This window comes from Lysinibacillus sp. NPDC097279, from assembly GCF_044761745.1.
Classification (GTDB): Bacteria; Bacillota; Bacilli; order Bacillales_A; family Planococcaceae; genus Lysinibacillus.
The window spans coordinates 84,567-102,736 of record NZ_JBIWDA010000001.1 but is presented as its reverse complement, the minus strand read 5'-3'; the positions used below and the strand labels follow the sequence as shown (position 1 = coordinate 102,736).

General features: G+C 38.9%; 15 protein-coding genes. 4 read left to right on the top strand and 11 right to left on the bottom strand.

The features are described from left to right. Positions 1-13: 13 nt before the first annotated feature. Together ACIQ1H_RS00445 and ACIQ1H_RS00440 are read left to right on the top strand one after the other, a co-directional pair. Positions 14-664 carry an acetoin utilization AcuB family protein gene (locus tag ACIQ1H_RS00445; protein WP_402885621.1) on the top strand — a complete coding sequence of 217 codons (651 nt, stop codon included), beginning with the start codon at positions 14-16 and terminating at the stop codon, positions 662-664. Beyond that, a complete protein-coding gene (locus tag ACIQ1H_RS00440; protein ID WP_402885620.1) occupies positions 661-1,821 on the top strand; it encodes an acetoin utilization protein AcuC in 1,161 nt (386 codons plus the stop codon). Before ACIQ1H_RS00445 ends, ACIQ1H_RS00440 begins: the two co-directional genes overlap by 4 nt. A 301-nt stretch (positions 1,822-2,122) precedes the next feature. Here ACIQ1H_RS00440 and ccpA read toward each other — a convergent pair whose 3' ends face one another. Further along, complete coding sequence (gene ccpA / locus ACIQ1H_RS00435; RefSeq protein WP_139859829.1) at positions 2,123-3,133, bottom strand: catabolite control protein A; 1,011 nt, start codon at positions 3,131-3,133, stop codon at positions 2,123-2,125. Between the two features lie 175 nt (positions 3,134-3,308). Further along, the gene (locus tag ACIQ1H_RS00430; protein ID WP_139859827.1) at positions 3,309-4,394 is read right to left on the bottom strand and encodes a bifunctional 3-deoxy-7-phosphoheptulonate synthase/chorismate mutase; all 1,086 of its coding nucleotides are present in this window, start codon (positions 4,392-4,394) and stop codon (positions 3,309-3,311) included. A 172-nt stretch (positions 4,395-4,566) separates the two neighbouring features. Here ACIQ1H_RS00430 and ACIQ1H_RS00425 point away from each other — a divergent pair, with 172 nt between their 5' ends. Then, complete coding sequence (locus ACIQ1H_RS00425; protein WP_402885616.1) at positions 4,567-6,723, top strand: cell division protein FtsA; 2,157 nt, start codon at positions 4,567-4,569, stop codon at positions 6,721-6,723. A 173-nt stretch (positions 6,724-6,896) separates the two neighbouring features. Here ACIQ1H_RS00425 and ACIQ1H_RS00420 read toward each other — a convergent pair whose 3' ends face one another. The 9 genes from ACIQ1H_RS00420 to ACIQ1H_RS00380 form a co-directional block, all read right to left on the bottom strand. Beyond that, on the bottom strand, positions 6,897-7,400 hold the full coding sequence (locus tag ACIQ1H_RS00420; RefSeq protein ID WP_402885613.1) for a YtxH domain-containing protein: 504 nt from the start codon (positions 7,398-7,400) through the stop codon (positions 6,897-6,899). 134 nt (positions 7,401-7,534) lie between these two features. After that, the gene (locus ACIQ1H_RS00415) at positions 7,535-8,041 is read right to left on the bottom strand and encodes a DUF948 domain-containing protein (protein WP_173477570.1); all 507 of its coding nucleotides are present in this window, start codon (positions 8,039-8,041) and stop codon (positions 7,535-7,537) included. 117 nt (positions 8,042-8,158) lie between these two features. Then, on the bottom strand, positions 8,159-9,472 hold the full coding sequence (murC, locus tag ACIQ1H_RS00410; RefSeq protein ID WP_173477571.1) for a UDP-N-acetylmuramate--L-alanine ligase: 1,314 nt from the start codon (positions 9,470-9,472) through the stop codon (positions 8,159-8,161). Between the two features lie 222 nt (positions 9,473-9,694). Further along, positions 9,695-13,084: a DNA translocase FtsK gene (locus tag ACIQ1H_RS00405; protein ID WP_402885609.1), complete on the bottom strand. Its 3,390-nt coding sequence runs from the start codon at positions 13,082-13,084 to the stop codon at positions 9,695-9,697. Positions 13,085-13,289: 205 nt separating this feature from the next. Beyond that, positions 13,290-13,904: a YtpR family tRNA-binding protein gene (gene ytpR / locus ACIQ1H_RS00400; RefSeq protein ID WP_402885607.1), complete on the bottom strand. Its 615-nt coding sequence runs from the start codon at positions 13,902-13,904 to the stop codon at positions 13,290-13,292. Further along, the gene (locus ACIQ1H_RS00395; RefSeq protein WP_402885604.1) at positions 13,904-14,725 is read right to left on the bottom strand and encodes a DUF1444 domain-containing protein; all 822 of its coding nucleotides are present in this window, start codon (positions 14,723-14,725) and stop codon (positions 13,904-13,906) included. The genes ytpR and ACIQ1H_RS00395 overlap by 1 nt, the downstream gene beginning before the upstream one ends. Before the next feature lie 73 nt (positions 14,726-14,798). Further along, positions 14,799-15,317 (bottom strand): hypothetical protein, encoded by a 519-nt coding sequence (locus ACIQ1H_RS00390; protein ID WP_402885602.1) that lies wholly within the window; start codon positions 15,315-15,317, stop codon positions 14,799-14,801. 94 nt (positions 15,318-15,411) lie between these two features. Then, positions 15,412-15,933: a DUF84 family protein gene (locus ACIQ1H_RS00385; RefSeq protein ID WP_173477576.1), complete on the bottom strand. Its 522-nt coding sequence runs from the start codon at positions 15,931-15,933 to the stop codon at positions 15,412-15,414. A gap of 58 nt (positions 15,934-15,991) precedes the next feature. Beyond that, positions 15,992-17,068 (bottom strand): M42 family metallopeptidase, encoded by a 1,077-nt coding sequence (locus tag ACIQ1H_RS00380; protein WP_173477577.1) that lies wholly within the window; start codon positions 17,066-17,068, stop codon positions 15,992-15,994. Positions 17,069-17,234: 166 nt separating this feature from the next. Here ACIQ1H_RS00380 and ACIQ1H_RS00375 point away from each other — a divergent pair, with 166 nt between their 5' ends. Beyond that, positions 17,235-17,549: a hypothetical protein gene (locus ACIQ1H_RS00375; protein ID WP_173477578.1), complete on the top strand. Its 315-nt coding sequence runs from the start codon at positions 17,235-17,237 to the stop codon at positions 17,547-17,549. The last annotated feature ends 621 nt before the right edge of the window (positions 17,550-18,170 follow it).

Genomic DNA, 18,170 nt, shown 5'->3' with positions numbered 1-18,170 from the left:
AGGGGATGAGTATATGATTGTTGAAGAAATTATGAATGAGGGGCCTTACACATTGGCTCCGACCAACACTGTTCTAGAAGCACTGAGATTGATGCGCGAAAAAAAAGTTCGTCATTTACCTGTCATCGATAATGATCGGCATGTTCTAGGTGTAATTACAGAGCGCGATATAAAAGAGGCATTACCTTCCTCATTGAAAGATGAACCTAATTCTCCAGTCTTTAGTGCGAAGGTAGAAGAAATCATGATTAAAAACCCTCTTGTCGGTCATCCGCTTGATTTTGTAGAAGAAGTAGCGCTCACTTTTTATGAAGCAAAGGTAGGTTGTTTACCTATCGTTTCTGGAGGAAAACTAGTAGGTATTGTGACAACAACTGATTTACTCTACACATATATAGAACTGACTGGAGCCACTGAACCTGGCTCCAAAATTGAAATTCGAGTTAGCGATACTCCTGGAGTTTTGTTTGAAATAACGAAAATATTCAATCTCCATCATGCCAATGTCCAAAGCGTTTTAGTATATCCTGATTCTGAAAATACAGAAAATAAAATTTTAAGCGTCCGAGTTAAAACTTTAAATCCACTTGCTATCATAGAGGAACTTCGCCAAGAAGGATTCGACGTGTTATGGCCTAATTTACCAGGTGTTTCATTAAAATGAAAAAGGCCGTCTTTGTTTATTCGCCAGAGCAACTCGGATATAAATTTTCAGATACGCATCCTTTCAATCACAAACGCTTAACGCTAACGATGGATTTATTAAAAAATATAGGAGCGCTCGATGATGTCGATATTGTTCCTGCACGTATTGCAACAGAAGAAGAACTTTTACTTGCACATGATCCGAAGTACATTGAAATCGTTAAAGATGCCGGCCATGGTAAACTGAGTGAGGCACAATGTGCAAGCTATGGTATAGGCACTGAGGATACACCGATCTTTAAAAATATGCACGAAGCTAGTGCCCAACTTGTCGGAGGCACATTAACCGCTGTCGATTGGGTAATGCAAGGAAAGGCTCAGCACGCGCTAAATCTTGGTGGAGGACTACATCATGGTTTCCGCGGTCGTGCTTCCGGTTTTTGTATATATAACGATAGTACAGTTGCCATTCGATATATACAGGAAAAGTACAATGCGCGCGTGCTCTATGTTGATACGGATGCACATCATGGTGATGGTGTACAATGGAGTTTCTACGAAGACCCAAATGTTTGTACATTATCTATTCATGAAACAGGGCGCTACTTATTCCCTGGAACAGGAAATATAACTGAACGCGGCAATGGTCAAGGTTATGGTACATCTTTTAACTTTCCAATTGATGCGTTTACCGAGGATGATAGTTTCTTAGAAATATATGAAAAAGCTATGCGTGAAGTTTTCGAGTTTTTTAAACCAGATGTTGTTTTAACTCAAAATGGTGCCGATGCGCATTATTTTGATCCTTTAACACATTTATACGGTACTATGAATATTTATAGAGAAATTCCAAAGCTCGCTCATAAATTGGCACACGAATATTGCGATGGTAAATGGATTGCAGTTGGTGGTGGTGGTTACGATATTTGGCGTGTGGTGCCAAGGGCATGGTCGCTGTTATGGCTAGAAATGACAGATCAAGAAATTCCAACAGGAGCCTTACCTCAAGCATGGTTAGACCGTTGGCAGCCAGAAGCGCCTGTTCCCTTTATCCCAACATGGGAAGACCCTTATCCTCTCTATGAGCCGATTCCTCGAAAAACTGAAATTGAAGAAAAGAACGCTCAAATGTTAGAAAAAGCGTTACATATTATTCGCACAGAAAATCGCAGTTAGCGGGTGCTTAGCGGTGCCAGGCACACAAACAATTCTGAATTTTCATCGTACTTGCCAGTATGATTAGCCATGTTATGCAAAGTGGCAGTTACTCAAGCAATTTCACTAGTTGTTGGTAGCGGAGGTGGCGACTCCTGCGGGAACGCACGCATAGTAAGACGCAACAAACCGCGCGTTAGCGAGGGTTGCGGCTTACTGTGTGCCCGCGGAAAGCGTCCGCCGTAGCGGACAACAACGTTTTCAGGCACACATTTTCATAAAAAAACACGCAAATCTTAACATTAGATTTACGTGTTTTTTCTTATTTGCTTTTCACAGATTGACGATGTTCAATACGGTGCGGTAAGATAACCGCTACCTTTTCGTCCTCTATAGGCTCTTTATTCATAAGCTTAGTCAATAATCGCATCGCTACAGCTCCAATATCATATAGCGGTAATGCTACACTTGTAAGCTGAGGGCGAACCATGCGAGCTAACTTAGAATTTTCAAAACTGATGACTTCGATATCCTCTGGCACATTTTTTCCTGCATCTTGTGCACCATGAATTAAACCGATGGCAAGTTCATCACTTCCTGCAAAGTAGGCAGTTGGAGGGTTTTCAAGAGCAGATAATGTTTCCCAAGCTTCTAAGCCCATATCATAGCTCGATTCCTCTGCAGCAATTAGTGATTCATCTAAACTTAACCCTGCATCTTGCAGTGCCTTTTTATAAGCTTCAAGCTTGAATTTACCATTAATCGTATAAGTAAGAGGTCCTGTTACAAAGCCAATTCGTGTATGACCGTTTTGAATCAGTAACGAAATCGCTTCATAAGCTGCCTGGAAATAATCAATATTAACAGTGGCAATTGTTTGTGATTCGTCTACAGAACCCGCAAGAACAATCGGTACGGGTGAATGATCCATCGTTTGTTGCATCTTCTCTGTTACTTCATCACTCATCATTACAATACCGTCCACTTGTTTACCTAGCATTGTATCTAGCAACTGTAGCTCTTTATCTTCATGTTGATCTGAGTTGGCAAGAATAATATTGTAGCGATACATTGTAGCGATATCCTCTACACCACGTGCCAGCTCTGCATAAACATTATTTGCAATATCTGGGATAATCACGCCAACTGTTGTAGTTTTCTTACTTGCTAACCCTCGCGCTACTGCGTTCGGACGATATTCTAATCGTTCAATTACTTCTAATACTTTTTTTCGTGTTGCTGGTTTTACATTTTGATTACCATTGACTACACGAGAAACGGTTGCCATCGAAACATTCGCTTCTCGTGCAACATCATAAATTGTAACAGTCATCGTACGTGCCTCCCTTTTTCCTTTTATAGCCTTATCATACGATAATTTTCGCATCATTTTCAAGAAGTGTACGTATATGAAATCAAATATCAAGTACAAATAGTACTGTTATAGACATTTTTTTGTCACGATATAGTAAACACCGCCTGCTTATTGCGCAAGCGGTGTGAAAACATTATGCGTGAATTTCGTGATTCTTCATGAATTTTTGTAGCGTTTCGTAGAATGCATCGAATGTTGGTATATCCATTTGTTGTTGTGAATCTGAAAGTGCTACAGATGGATCTGGATGCACCTCAGCCATTACACCATCTGCGCCGATTGCAATTGCTGCCTTCGCACATGGTAATAATAAGTCGCGTCGACCAGTTGAGTGTGTTACATCGACGAATACTGGTAAATGTGTTTCTTGTTTTAAAATTGGTACTGCTGAAATGTCTAATGTGTTACGCGTCGCTTTTTCGTACGTACGAATACCACGCTCACATAGGATGATGTTTTCATTCCCTTTAGACATAATGTATTCTGCTGCATGAATGAACTCGTCAATTGTTGCTGCTAAACCACGTTTTAATAATACAGGTTTATTTGTAGCACCCGCTGCTTTTAATAACTCAAAGTTTTGCATATTACGAGCACCGATTTGGATAACATCAATATAATCTAGCGCTTCTTCTAAATGACCAGGTGTAACAATTTCCGTAATAACACCTAAACCAAATTCATCAGAAACACGCTTTAAAATTTTCAGCCCTTCTAAACCAAGACCTTGGAAGTCATATGGAGAAGTACGAGGTTTGTAAGCACCGCCACGGATTAGCTTTTCACCTTTAGCTTTAATAGATGCTGCAACTGCTGCTACTTGTTCGTATGATTCAACCGCACATGGACCAAATACGAAAGATGGTTTTCCTTGCCCAATTAGCTCACCATTAACATTAATGACAGTATCTTCTGATTTTTTCTTGCGTGACACAAGTAATTCTTTCTTTTTATCAGCTTCTAATTGTTTTAAAGCTGTTTTAAAGATTTGTTTAAAAATATAATCAACCGTCATTTGGTTTAACGGACCGTGATTGTGTTCCTTAATTAGATCAAGCATGTGTCGTTCACGCAATGGATCATAGCGATTAACACCTTGTTTTTCTTTAATCTTACCGATTTCATCTACTACAGCTGCACGTTCGTTAATTAGACGAAGAATTTCTAAGTTTAATCCGTCAATCTGACTACGTAAGCTTTCTAAATCTTTTTGGCTCATGCTTCTTGCTCCTCTCCCCATGACAGACACTTTCAGAACTCTGAAATGTATGTTACATTTTTAGATATTAGCATCATTATAATCAATGTTGTTCAGAATGTCACGCATTTTTAATTTAGCGCTTCAACTCGCTAAATTATTTTGAGTTATTTCAAGGAAGGAAGCGATTACATTGAGTTCAAAATTATTTGCACTTGATATTGGTACACGTTCTGTTGTTGGCATTATTTTAGAGGAAGATAATGATCATTTTCATGTACAAGATATTTTAGTAAAAGAACACAAAGAACGGGCCATGGTAGATGGTCAAATACATAATGTCATGTATGTTGCTGAATTAATTAATGAAATTAAACAAGAGCTTGAGGAAAAGCATGGACCATTATCGAAAGTAAGTGTCGCTGCTGCAGGGCGTTCATTAAAAACAGAGCAGGCAAGCGTGACCATTAATATTCGTAACCGCCCCATATTCACTGAAGAAGACATTAGTCGCTTAGAATTACAGGCTGTTCAACAAGCACAACAACAGCTCCTACAGCATAAAGAGGATGCCAAAATAAGTCACTATTATTGTGTTGGCTATTCCGTTTTATATTATCGTCTAGATGGTGAAGAAATTGGTAGCCTTCTCGATCAGCAAGGTGACGAGGCACAGATTGAAGTCATTGCGACTTTCCTTCCACGTGTCGTTGTGGAATCGCTGATTGCTGCCTTAAAACGTGCGAATTTAGAAATGGATGCATTAACATTAGAGCCTATTGCTGCAATTAATGTTCTCATCCCTCCTACAATGCGCCGTCTAAATGTGGCACTTGTCGATATTGGTGCTGGTACATCTGATATTGCCATTACCGACAAAAGTACAGTCGTGGCCTATGGGATGGTGCCAACAGCGGGTGATGAAATAACAGAGGCGCTTAGCGATCATTATTTACTCGATTTCCCAGTGGCTGAAGAGGCGAAGCGTCAACTGCACTGCGCTGATGAAATTTTAATTCAAGATATTTTAGGTTTTGACCAATACTATCCAAAAGCTGAAGTGCTTATCGCAATTGAGCCTGCTGTTAAACAACTTGCTAAGGCAATTGGAGAAGAAATATTGCGCCTTAATAATAAAACTGCCCCAAAAGCTGTGATGCTCGTTGGAGGTGGTAGTTTAACGCCTAATCTAACAACAGAGATTGGCCTAGTACTTGATTTACCAGCAAATCGAATTGCTGTACGCGGTGTGGATGCCATTCAAAATTTAACAAAGGAGGAGCATATTAAAGCATCCCCTGAGTTAGTCACACCAATTGGCATAGCCATTGCTGCAAAGAAAATGCCAATACAATATATGAGCTTAACGGTAAATGAACAAATTGTACGTCTTTTTGAATTAAAGGAAATGACAGTTGGCGATGCCTTTTTAGCTGCCAATATTCGAGCTAAACAATTATATGGCAAGCCAGGACATGGATTATCTATTAGTGTGAACGGACAAGATATTTTCATACCTGGAGGTCACGGTCAACCAGCACAAATTTTAGTTAACGGTCAACAAGCCACTACAAAAACAATTATTAAAACAGGCGATGCCATTCAGTTAATTGAAGGTCAAGATGGACATCCAGCCACTGCTACAGTAAGAGATATTGTTGACCAAGCAGTGACTAAAACGGTAACCATTCAAGAAACAAAATACGTTATCGAACCAACAATTACTGTCAACGGTTCACCCGTTTCTATGGACACTGTGTTAAACGATCGGGATATAATCGTGTTTGAAATAGCTGAAACGGTTGAAGATATATTTAAATTTACAAATAATACGCATTTACTAAAGCAATTTGAATCTTTTGTTGTTTATGTCGATGGAAAACCATTATATTTACCAGCGTTTTCCGCTCAGTTACTCATTAACGGAAAACCAAGTAAACTATCATATGCTGTTCAACAAAACGATGTAATTACCTTCTCGCAACCAACATTACCTACTGTACAGCGAATTGCTGATCATATGAATGTTTTACTTGAAGATAAAATCATTATTCATTTCCAACAGGAGCTAGTAGAGCTGAAAAAAACGACAAATGACATGCTTGTTAACCAGGCAGTTGTTTCACCGCTCTCAACTGTCCCCAATGGAGCGACAATTGCCATTCAGGAAAAAGACCGAAGTCCTTGGATTTATCAGGATGTTTTCCGCTTCTCTACTTGGCAGCTACCAACGACATTTAAAGGGCATTTTACGATTCTCCGTAACGGACAACCTGCATCATTTGATACAGAAATCTTTGGTGGCGACCAACTAGAAATAGTTCTTGAAGACGCACCTTTATCATTATAAGCACGTGTACACAAAGAAAAAGTGTTAGATTGATTACAATCAATCTAACACTTTTTGCTATATCGTTAATGTCTACTAAGGCAGCTGCTTTACGGCTTAGCATGTAAGTTGCAACCCCGTAAGAGTTATCGCCCTTTGCATCATCAACGAGTGTTCTCTATTAATTTTTTATACTATGCACGGACTTCTTGAACTTTCTCTTCATCCGTTTTTTCCTTTTTTTCTGACACTTCTTCTTGTTCTGATTTAGCATCATCGATAAAGTCCTCAAGTGGCTCTTCCCCTTCGAAAGAGACCGTACCATCATCAAAAACAGTTGGTGCTTTTGCAGTCTTGAGTGTCTTTACTTTTTCAACCAATTGCGAAGATTGCTCTTGGATTTGTTTTGATAATTGCACTGTTTTATCTTTAGCTGTTGATGATAAATCCGCACTTTTATCTTTTAAATTAACAGCTTGCACTGCCACATCACTACGTAAATCTTTCCCTGATTTCGGAGCTAATAGTAACCCTGCTGCTGCACCCACTATACCCCCAACTAAAGCGCCAATGACGAAATCTTTCATATTTACACGCTCCTCTTCATAGATCGAATCTTGCGAATTATAAAGCTGTGGCAATGTACTTTCTAGTTGTTGTTCCTTCACTTCGTTAAAGTTTGGCTTTTGTGTAGTCATGGACAATTCCTCCCATTTTATAATCTAATGCGCCTAGACGTATGTATTTCCACTTGAATGTGTCATACAAAATAAATCGCCTAAGGCTTTATTTATATTCAGCTGGCGTTAAGAAAGCACCAGCTAAATAATAATTATTTTTTGCGACCCCATTTTCTTTTTGGCTTGTCCGTCTGAACTTCCTCAAAACTATATACGTCCTCAGGCATTATTTCTGGTGCCTGCTCAATTACTTTACGCTTTTTCCATTTATCTGCAATGCCCATTGCGACATTACTCCATTGAACAACTTGTGCGATTTTTTCTTCATTCTGTTCAACGCTTTTTGAAATAGATGACGTAATTTGCTGTACTGAGGCATTTAAACCATTTACAGAGTCGCCCATTCCTTTTACTGCATGAACAACAGTATTTAATTGCTCAGATTTTTGTTGAATATCTTCCGCTAGGCTATTTGTTTTAATTAACAAAGAAGTCGTTTCACGTGTAATCCCTTCCATTTGTTTTTCAATGCCTGCTAATGTGCCAGATAAACTGTTAAGTATTGACTTGAGTGAAAATAACGTCATACCGACGCTCACACATAAGAATAAAAAACCGATCGCTGCTATTATTGCTGCAATATACAAAATGACTTCCATAAAATAGACCTCCTGCTAGTAATAATTTCTCTCTGTATACTATTACTTACCTTATCTTCGACAAATAAAACTTAAATCCTTCTCATATTTGAGAAAAAACAGCTTATTCCTTGCGGATTAAGCTGTTTCGTTGCTTTTAAGTACATCTTCAAAGGCATCTTGGAACTTGTGAACATCGCCAGCACCCATAAATAAGAATACTGCGTCTTTATGCTTTGTTAACACGTCGATACCTTCTGTAGTAATTACAGCACTCCCGTCAATAAGTGAAGCTAAATCCTGAATGGAAAGTGCACCTTGTGTTTCCCTTGCAGAACCAAATATATCACATAAGTATGCTGTATCAGCCAAACTAAGACTGTCTGCAAAGTCCTGTAAAAACGCTTGTGTACGCGTGAATGTATGCGGCTGGAATATCGCTACTAATTCACGTTCAGGATATTTTTGTCTAGCCGATTGAATTGTTGCACGGATTTCTGTTGGATGGTGTGCATAATCATCGATTAAAACATGATCCCCAATATTCGATTCTGTAAAACGTCTTTTTACACCTTTATACGTGTTTAAACGTTCTTGAATAATTTCAGATGAAATACCTTCATATTGGCAAAGTGTGATAACAGCTAGTGTATTTAACACTGCATGGTCGCCAAATAATGGGATAAAGAAAGTACTATAAAATTCATTACGCACAAAAACATCAAATGTTGTGCCTTCTGTTGTTTTTTCAACATTCCGTGCCTCAAAGTCATTTTCAGCGCCAAAACCATAATAAACAACAGGTACTTTTGCTTGAATACGTTGTAGATGTTCATCATCGCCACATGCGATAATCGCCTTTTTCACTTGTAATGCAAGTGATTGGAAGGCTGCATACACATCTTCAATATTCGCAAAGTAATCTGGATGGTCGAAATCAATATTTGTCATCACTGCATAATCAGGATTATATGCTAAAAAGTGTCGACGATATTCACACGCTTCCATCACGAAGAAGTTAGCATTTTCATGGCCTGCACCTGTACCATCACCAATTAAATAAGAAGTTGGCTTATAGCCGCCTACAACATGTGCCATTAAGCCCGTTGTAGATGTTTTACCATGTGCGCCAGTAATAGCAATCGATGTGTAATTGCCAATATACTCACCAAGAAATTTGTGATAACGAATAATTTCTACACCAATTTCTCGTGCTCGCACTAATTCAGGATGGTCATCAGGAAAAGCATTCCCTGCAATTACTGTCATACCTTCTTTAATATTATCCGCATTAAAAGTGAAAATTGGAATATTTCGTTCACGCAACGGCTGTTCCGTAAAGAAATATTTATCAATATCTGAGCCCTGTACTTGTTCACCAGCATCAAATAAGATTTGTGCAAGCGAACTCATGCCAGAACCTTTAATGCCTGTGAAATGAAAAACTGTCATTAATTAAACCCCCCGGGAAATACAAAATCCCATCTATCATCTATTAGGTGTATCGTATTTTGCACTAGGTATTAATACCTTTACACGTACAGAAAAATACGTACTATGTTAAAACATCTTGTCTATTATAGCACTATTTATGCACAAGGATAAATGTGCAACTTTTCTAAAAAAACTAATTTTGACGAAAGTCAGATAATCTTTACGAAAACACTGCAATTCTTATTCAAACATAGCAATTAAATCTTGTTCAGTAATATAGCTTTCACGTGGTTTACTGCCTCTTGCCTCCGACACAAAACCATGCGATTCCAACATATCAATTAATCGTGCAGCACGATTATAGCCGATATGATACTTACGTTGAATAAGAGATGTAGAGGCCCCACCTTGCTCATAAACAAAACGGCAAACATCCTCAAACAGATCATCTTGCTCTGCCGATACTTCAGATTTCTTTAAAAGTTCCTCTTGGTCGAATATATAATCTGGTTCGCCTTGCTCGCGAACATGATCGATAATTGATTCGATTTCGTCATCAGTAACAAATGTCCCTTGCAAACGTACTGGTGCAGACATGCCATTACCTAAATATAGCATATCGCCTCGTCCCAATAATCGCTCTGCTCCTTGCCCATCTAATATTGTACGTGAATCGATTTGTGAAGATACCGCAAAGGCAATTCGTGTAGGGATATTGGATTTAATAAGACCTGTAATAACATCTACAGAAGGTCTTTGTGTTGCAACAATTAAATGTATACCACAAGCACGTGCCTTTTGAGCAATACGACAAATCGCTTCCTCGACATCAGCAGGCGACATCATCATTAAGTCTGCTAACTCATCAATGACAATTAAAATATACGGCAATTTTAAACTATGCTCTTTATTTTTATCTGCTAAAGCATTATAACGTGTAATGTCACGTGCACCTGCATGAGCAAATAACTGATAACGTCGCTCCATTTCCTCAACTGCCCATTTTAACGCTGCTGTTGCAGCCTTTACATCCGTAATGACTGGACTGACTAAATGAGGAATATGATTGAACGGAGCAAGTTCTACCATTTTTGGATCAATTAACATCAGTTTTAATTCATGTGGCGCCGCTTTATACAATAGACTAACTAAAATAGAATTAATACAAACAGACTTACCTGATCCAGTCGCCCCAGCAATTAAACCATGCGGCATTTTACGTAAATCAATCGTGACAGGCTTCCCTGTTAAGTCCAGACCTAATGCCGCTTCTAATGGTGAATCGGAATCGAGGAATGAAGCACTATTTGTCACTTCTGATAAACGAACAGCACGAGATACTCGGTTAGGAATTTCTATTCCGATAGAGCTTTTTCCTGGAATCGGCGCCTGAATTCGAATATCCTTTGCAGCTAAAGCAAGTTTCAAATCATCAGCTAAGTTACGAATTTTACTTACCTTCGTACCATGACTTACTGTAATTTCAAATTGTGTTACCGCTGGACCTTGCATAATCGATTCAATTTGCGCTGACACCTGGAAATAAGATAGTGCTTCCACTAGTGTGTCCCCTTGTTGCTCCATCCACTCTGTATCTTGTGTTTTTTCCTCAGGCGGCTCTAAAAATTCATCTGTCGGTTTTTGATAAACATGAACAGGCTTTTGAGGTATAACTTCATTTTCTTTCGCTTCAACTTCCGACATTACCAATGCATCAGTCTGATTTCCCTCTACCATTTCAGCTTTTTCAATGCTTTGAATAGCAATTGTTGTTTCTGCAAGTTCGGCATTTGGTAAATCATTATTTGTTAACACTGGCACTGTTCTTTCTTCGATTACCTCAGCATCCATTTCTGTATTTTCTGCTTGTGATAAAGCATTTTCATCAATCATTATTGCTGGCTTGCTTTCAATCGTTCCAGCTTCAATACTTGTAATTTCTTGTGAAGGTACTTTATTTTCTTCAAACAGTATTGGTGCTAAATCTTCTTCCAATGGCTCTACTTTAATATCTGTAGCTTCTGTTTGAAGTAAAACATTTTCTTCAAACGTTGTTGCTGCAATTTCTTCAATCGCCTCAGCTTCAACCACTATGTTTTCTTTTGTTGGCAAAGGTGGCATCGTTGCTACAGGTGACATCGTAATAACAGAAATATTTTCCGTCTCAGTCTCTCTCGATGATGGCTCTTGCATTGATTGCTCTACTTCTACAATAGGAGAAGGTGTTTGTTTGTCTTCTGACAACGCTACAGCTCCATAATTATCGCGAGTAAACGCACTCTCATTAAGCTTTTCTTCTGTAGAAGTTTTGGATATCGCTTTTAGTTGCTGTGAAATTCGCCATTTCTCTTTATCTGTTTTTAGCATTAAAACATTAAATGGAATACGGCTCTTTTCTTGCTTTACAGCTGAATCCTCTACTATTTCTTGTTGATCCTCTTCATTCGTTGGCTGAACCACTGTCACTTCCCCAATGTGAATTGTAGAATTCTCAATTTGTAATTGCTCAACAACTACTTCTTTGACATGAATTTCTGACTGATCAGCAGAAAGTTGCTCGACAGCTAGTTCTTGCTGTACCGCATCTTTAATTTGCTCTTCAAAATTCATCGTAATGGATGTCGTTTGGGGTACAGGTAACTCTAAATGATCGTCGTCTGTTATTAGATTTTGTTGATCTGCCGCAACTTCCTCAAATGTAATCGGTTGCTTCGATGGCGCTTCCATACATACTTCATCCGCTGATTGGCTATGCTCAGCTACATCTTCAAATGTAATCAGCTGCTTTGATGGTTCTTCTGTATTCGCTTCGGTCGCTGATTGGCTGTGCTCTGTTGCTTCAACTTCCTCAAGTGCAGTTGTTTGGTTCGTTGGCACTTCAATTGAACGTGGTATTTCAAGCAATTCACGAACATCGATGGAGGCTTTGATAGGCTCTTTTTCTTCTAGTATATTTTCAATAAGCTCATTTGTTGTCGCTTCTTTTGCAAACTTAGCCACGGAAGGTGTTTCAGCCTCTTTCTCTTCCTTCCGTTTATTCAATAACTGCTCAATCGGGCTTGGTTTTGCAAAGCCATAAACTGGCGAAGGGACATCCGTTGGCACAAAGCGCTTTCGATTCTGAGGTAAAATGTCTTCCGTTTTGCTTTCCTGTTTTACAATTGGCTCCTTATGTACAGGTTTAGCCTCAACTTGTGCATCGCGGAAAATCATACTTGCCTTCGTTGGATATTCTTGCTGTTTAGGCTGACTGCGTGTTGTCGTCGTTCTGCCAGTTCGCTTCGAACGATTTTCTAATAATTCACGGATACCAGAAACCTCTATATCGTAAACACGCGAATCTGCCATTTTATGATTTAAATGTTTGGGCAACGTTAAATCTTCAATATATCCATAAGAGTCATCCATTTGATCAAACAATTCTTTTGATTGGGATGCTTGAGGCTTATCCTCTTCATCATCAATTAAAGGGAATCGGAAAGCTTTTTGTTTTGTAGCGGATGTTTCATTCAAAGACTCATTTAACGGATATTGGTGCTCTGGTTGTTCCTCGTACTCTTCATAATATTCATCATATTCATATTCATCTCTATTTAAGATTTTATCAATTTTCTTTTTAAACCAATTCACGTTGTTTCACTCATTTCTCTTACACTTCATTTATAGCATTGTTTTAGTTTTCAATAATCGACTATTAAAACTAAGTTCAATGTCCACATCAAAAAGCATACCATAAAAATGATATAGAAACTCGTATTTATAGGCCAGAGCTAGACAAAAAATCGTTATACCACCAGCTATTGGTAGTCTAACGATTCTTTTACAACTTATATAATTAACGAGATGGTGTCTCAAATGCGCTGCCTATTACAGCATCCTCAGGTAAAACTAAAATACCTTTCTCAGATGGTGCATTCGGAATCGCTAATTCACGCGCTGAGCATAACATACCAAATGAGTCTACCCCACGTAAATTTCCTTCTTTAATAAGCATTCCAGAAGGCATTACAGCGCCAATTTTAGCAACAACAACTTTTTGACCAGCATCAACATTCGGTGCACCACATACAATTTGAAGCGTTTGTTCACCTACATTTACAGTACAAATACTTAATTTATCGGCATTTGGATGCTTTTCTTTTGTTTCAACGTAGCCAACAACGAATTTTGGTGTGAAATCTACATCAAGGCTAATTGCAGCGCCATTGCTTTTAATAGCAGCTTCAAGCTGTGCTACAAACTCTGGTGTAAGCTCGACATTGCCTCGTGCCTCAACTTGAACATACTTGCTTGCATTAAATAAGTTAAATGCTTTTATCTCTCCTGTTTGTGCTTCTTTTAAAATGGCGATATCTCCAGCACGTTCTACCTCTGTTTTCACAATCGCCTCAGTAGCCAATTGTACTAATAATACGTCTCCCACATGCTCTTTGTTGTAAAATACATTCATTATTTTTCTTGCTCCTTTTTTACTCTGTTTTTTGCTAATATAAAGATCGGTTCAAGCTCCCCATCTTCATAAATAAATGATAATGACGTAATCGGTACTGTCCCGACAGCAAAGAAATGCATCGTCATCTGTGCTAATACATCATACCCTGTTTCATTACGAATATCACCTAGTATTAATACATCCTGATGAGGTACAGATACGGTCATATCACCTTCCATTTTTGCTCGCATTTCTTTTAAAAAGTTTTCGTTTAAAATCCGACTTGCATCATAGCCATCATTTGCATTCACAAAATAGAATACATTTCCTGCTACTTCATCTTGTTTATAGACGGTTGGTAGCTGTTTGACAGAAAATCGTGCCATTTCTCGAATTTGTTCTTCTGTCAATTTTAGTGCGTCTAACATCGATTCATCAATAAAGCGATACGTTTTCCCTAAATCAAGCGCATAGAAAATACGTGTTTCAGCAGTATGCTCTGTCGTGATAAACGCATGTCCTTCTTTAGAAGCTTTCGGATAGGACGTTGCACGAATTACGGGAAAAATTCTCCCTGATTCTTTGAAGCCTCGCTCCTGTTCCTGCTCCATCGCTAAAAAAGTTTGCTCAATCGTATAGACAACTTCTTCAATAGCAGCCTCTTGCTTTTCATTATATTTTGCTAAAATACCTGGTAAAGAGAGCTCCATCCCTTTGCCTATTTTTTTATGATTCAAGCGTAATTTATCTTGCTTTTTATCAAATTGAAAATCAAATTTTTGCTCACTTAACTGCTTTTTTAATAGGGACACAAGTTGCTCTGATTTTATTTTTTTCAATTAGCTCACGTCCTTTCTTCATAATGAAACGGCTCACATAATTTTGTGAACCGCGCTGGTCAAAACTATGCAATTATTTAATCTTAACCGAATGAACGATTTTCGTCATCTCATGAAGATTATTTTCAATATTTTTTGCTAGTGAAATGGTTGTCATTTTCACGCCACCACAGCTTACGATTAATTCAAATTCATCTTTGTTATCTGTTTTAGAGACAGCAGCAAAACCGAAAATACCATCCTTTTCATAGGTAGTTTCATCGATAACTTTCTTTGAGCTATCTTCTTGTAGTAAATTATAATAGAGTTTACTATTGGCTTTTTCGCGATCATTGATAAAAAGAATATAAGAGTCCATTCCTTTTGATATTAAAATATTATAAGCATCTGAACTATCATCAATTTTGAATTTTGACGGTAAAAACAATTGTATATGACCAATTTTGTCGGTATATGCTTCTGGCTCTTCTTCAAAAACCGTTTCCGTTATTTGAAGTCCACTAGCAATTTGTTCATCATCCGATTGATTACATCCAGAAAGCCCCAATAGTAAAAGCAGTAATCCTAGTGCTTGTAGCCATACACGAGACATTTCTATCTTCCTTTCATTGCTAACTTTTTTCTATTTTAAAAAAATTCTAGATAAGTTGCAACATCACTGCTCCATTCTCACTAGTACAAAGACACTATTTTTGCGCTATTGTGAACAAATATTGTCCAATAAGCAGCGCGACAATATGCTCAAACATCGTCTGACGAGTTACAATTCCTTGCGTAAAAATACCCACAGCCCCAGTACCTTGACGAATATCTAATCGCTGAGTGTATTGTTCCATTACAGGCCCAAGCTCCTTGCCTGCTCTTATTTCCTGGGCAATTTCCTCTGGCAAAATAATTTGTGCGCCTGCTGCTGTAAATGTCGTACCATCTGCTAATGTAAGAGCTCCCCAGTTACAGACATACATATCACCATCTATTTCCGTCACGCCACCCTCTAGTCCAAAAGAAAGCATAGCACCAGTAGCAATCGATGTATTCTTTGCACGATTAATTGCGCCAAGTCTTGTTTCTTCAGTAGTTATTGGTTGTTCTGAAACTTGTGAAGGTGCTTTAAAATATGTAAAATTTACTTTTTCAAAATATTGATTAACAATTGCTTGAACTGATTGGATTTTCGCTTTATTCGTTGTCCCAATAGCAATTTCCATTATAATCCCTCTTTCTTTGCATAGAAAAAGATGCCCTAATAGGCACCTTCTGTTTTACTTATACATTAGCGCGAATCGTCTCTAATGTCGAACGATCAGCTTTTTTCACTAATTCTACAATTAATGCTTTAGCCGCAGCATAGTCATCAATATGAATAATCGATGCTGATGTATGGATATAACGTGAGCAAACACCAATTACAGCACTTGGTATACCGTCATTAGATGTATGTACACGGCCAGCATCTGTGCCACCTTGAGATACAAAATACTGATAAGGAATATGATTAGACTCTGCCGTATCTAACACAAATTCACGCATACCACGATGTGTTACCATTGTACGGTCAAGTATTCGTAATAACGTCCCTTTACCTAGTTGACCAAATTGATTTTTATCTCCAGACATATCATTAGCTGGTGATGCATCTAAAGCAAAAAATAAATCAGGCTTAATCATATTAGCTGATACTTGAGCACCACGAAGGCCAACCTCTTCCATAACATTTGCGCCTGAATATAAATGAGAAGCTAATTTTTCATCTTTTACTTCTTTCATTAATTCAATCGCCAGTCCACAGCCATAACGGTTATCCCATGCTTTTGCCATAATTTTTTTCGGATTTGCCATCGGCGTAAATGAACATACTGGGATAATTGACTGTCCTGGACGAACACCAAGAGCAATTGCATCCTCTTTATTGTCTGCCCCAACATCAATTAGCATATTTTTAATTTCCATTGGTTTTGCTCGTTCTGCATCTGTTAGTAAATGCGGTGGAATAGATGAGATAACACCTGGAATTGCACCATTTTTCGTGTACACTTCCACACGCTGTGCTAACATAACTTGGTTCCACCAGCCACCTAGTGTTTGAAAACGAATTAATCCATTATCAGTAATCGACGTTACCATGAATGCTACTTCGTCCATGTGACCTGCTACTAGGATTTTAGGGGCATCTGATACAGCACTATGCTTTACACCAAAAATGCCACCTAAATGATCTTGAATTACCTCATCTGAGTACTTCTGTAGCTCAGAACGCATAAATGCACGCACTGCATGCTCATTGCCCGGAGCCCCAGGTAATTCAGTTAATGTTTTAAATAATTGTAATGTTTCCTCATTCATGATGACTCTCTCCCCACGAAGTAGAATTTTCTTCCTTGCTTATTGTATCATAATTATTTCAGAAGTCGAAATATTGATACATTTCTTGAAAGTCCTTTATAATGAACGTGCTTTCCTTCTTTGTGCTATGCTAAAATAGAGCTATAGGAAAAGGAGGAAATTACCCATGAAATTACGTGATTTTTTAATTGGTGTTGCAACAGGCCTCGCCGCGGCAGTCATTATTAAAGAAGCTAGTGAAAAAGTTTCTCCGTATGTACCCGCAGGACAAGTACTTGAAAACATAAAAAAGGAATTTAAAAAGGATTCGCCAATAGACGGTTCTTGGATTTTTATGAAAACTGACAATTTCACAAATGGATTTATGACTATTCCTGTTTATCGTGGTGGTATTTCACGCATGCACGAGGGTGAAATGCAAACATTCGAGTTTGCTGCAGATGCACGCTCTGGCGTAGTCGTAGAATTGACGGAAGTTTAAACAAAACATCATAGAATAGCATGTGGACATAACAATGTCTCACATGCTTTTTTTTATTTTCAAAAATTTAAATGTTGGGACTCGCTTACATTCGCTTCGCGGAATTCACTCTTTGCTTCGCGGAATCACGCACGCGCTCCGCGGAATCCTACCCTCGCTTCGCGGAATCACACTCTTGCTTCGCGGAATCACACACTGGCTCCGCGGAATTATACCCTCGCTCCTTGCTTCGCGGAATCACACCCTCGCTTCGCGGAATCCTACACTCGCTTCGCGGAATCACACTCTCGCTTCGCGGAATTCACTCCTTGCTTCGCGGAATCCACTCTCGCTTCGCGGAACCACGCCCTTGCTTTGCGGACACACACTCGCTTCGCGGAATTACGCTCTCGCTTCGCGCACACTCTCGCTTCGCGGAATCACACCCTCGCTCCGCGGGATCCACTCCTTGCTCCGCGGAATCCACTCCTTGCTCCGCGGAATCCACTCCTTGCTCCGCGGAATCACACCCTCGCTCCGCGGAATCACACTCTCGCTTCGCGGAATCACGCCCTTGCTTTGCGGAATCACACTCGCTTCGCGGAATCACACCCTTGCTCCGCGGAATCACACCCTCGCTCC

Coding starts and splice junctions, on each gene's coding strand:
- ACIQ1H_RS00445 (WP_402885621.1), top strand. CDS start 14: ATGATTGTTGAAGAAATTATGAATGAGGGGCCTTACACATTGGCTCCG.
- ACIQ1H_RS00440 (WP_402885620.1), top strand. CDS start 661: ATGAAAAAGGCCGTCTTTGTTTATTCGCCAGAGCAACTCGGATATAAA.
- ccpA (WP_139859829.1), bottom strand. CDS start 3,133: ATGACTGTTACAATTTATGATGTTGCACGAGAAGCGAATGTTTCGATG.
- ACIQ1H_RS00430 (WP_139859827.1), bottom strand. CDS start 4,394: ATGAGCCAAAAAGATTTAGAAAGCTTACGTAGTCAGATTGACGGATTA.
- ACIQ1H_RS00420 (WP_402885613.1), bottom strand. CDS start 7,400: ATGACTACACAAAAGCCAAACTTTAACGAAGTGAAGGAACAACAACTA.
- ACIQ1H_RS00415 (WP_173477570.1), bottom strand. CDS start 8,041: ATGGAAGTCATTTTGTATATTGCAGCAATAATAGCAGCGATCGGTTTT.
- murC (WP_173477571.1), bottom strand. CDS start 9,472: ATGACAGTTTTTCATTTCACAGGCATTAAAGGTTCTGGCATGAGTTCG.
- ytpR (WP_402885607.1), bottom strand. CDS start 13,904: ATGAATGTATTTTACAACAAAGAGCATGTGGGAGACGTATTATTAGTA.
- ACIQ1H_RS00390 (WP_402885602.1), bottom strand. CDS start 15,317: ATGTCTCGTGTATGGCTACAAGCACTAGGATTACTGCTTTTACTATTG.
- ACIQ1H_RS00385 (WP_173477576.1), bottom strand. CDS start 15,933: ATGGAAATTGCTATTGGGACAACGAATAAAGCGAAAATCCAATCAGTT.
- ACIQ1H_RS00380 (WP_173477577.1), bottom strand. CDS start 17,068: ATGAATGAGGAAACATTACAATTATTTAAAACATTAACTGAATTACCT.
- ACIQ1H_RS00375 (WP_173477578.1), top strand. CDS start 17,235: ATGAAATTACGTGATTTTTTAATTGGTGTTGCAACAGGCCTCGCCGCG.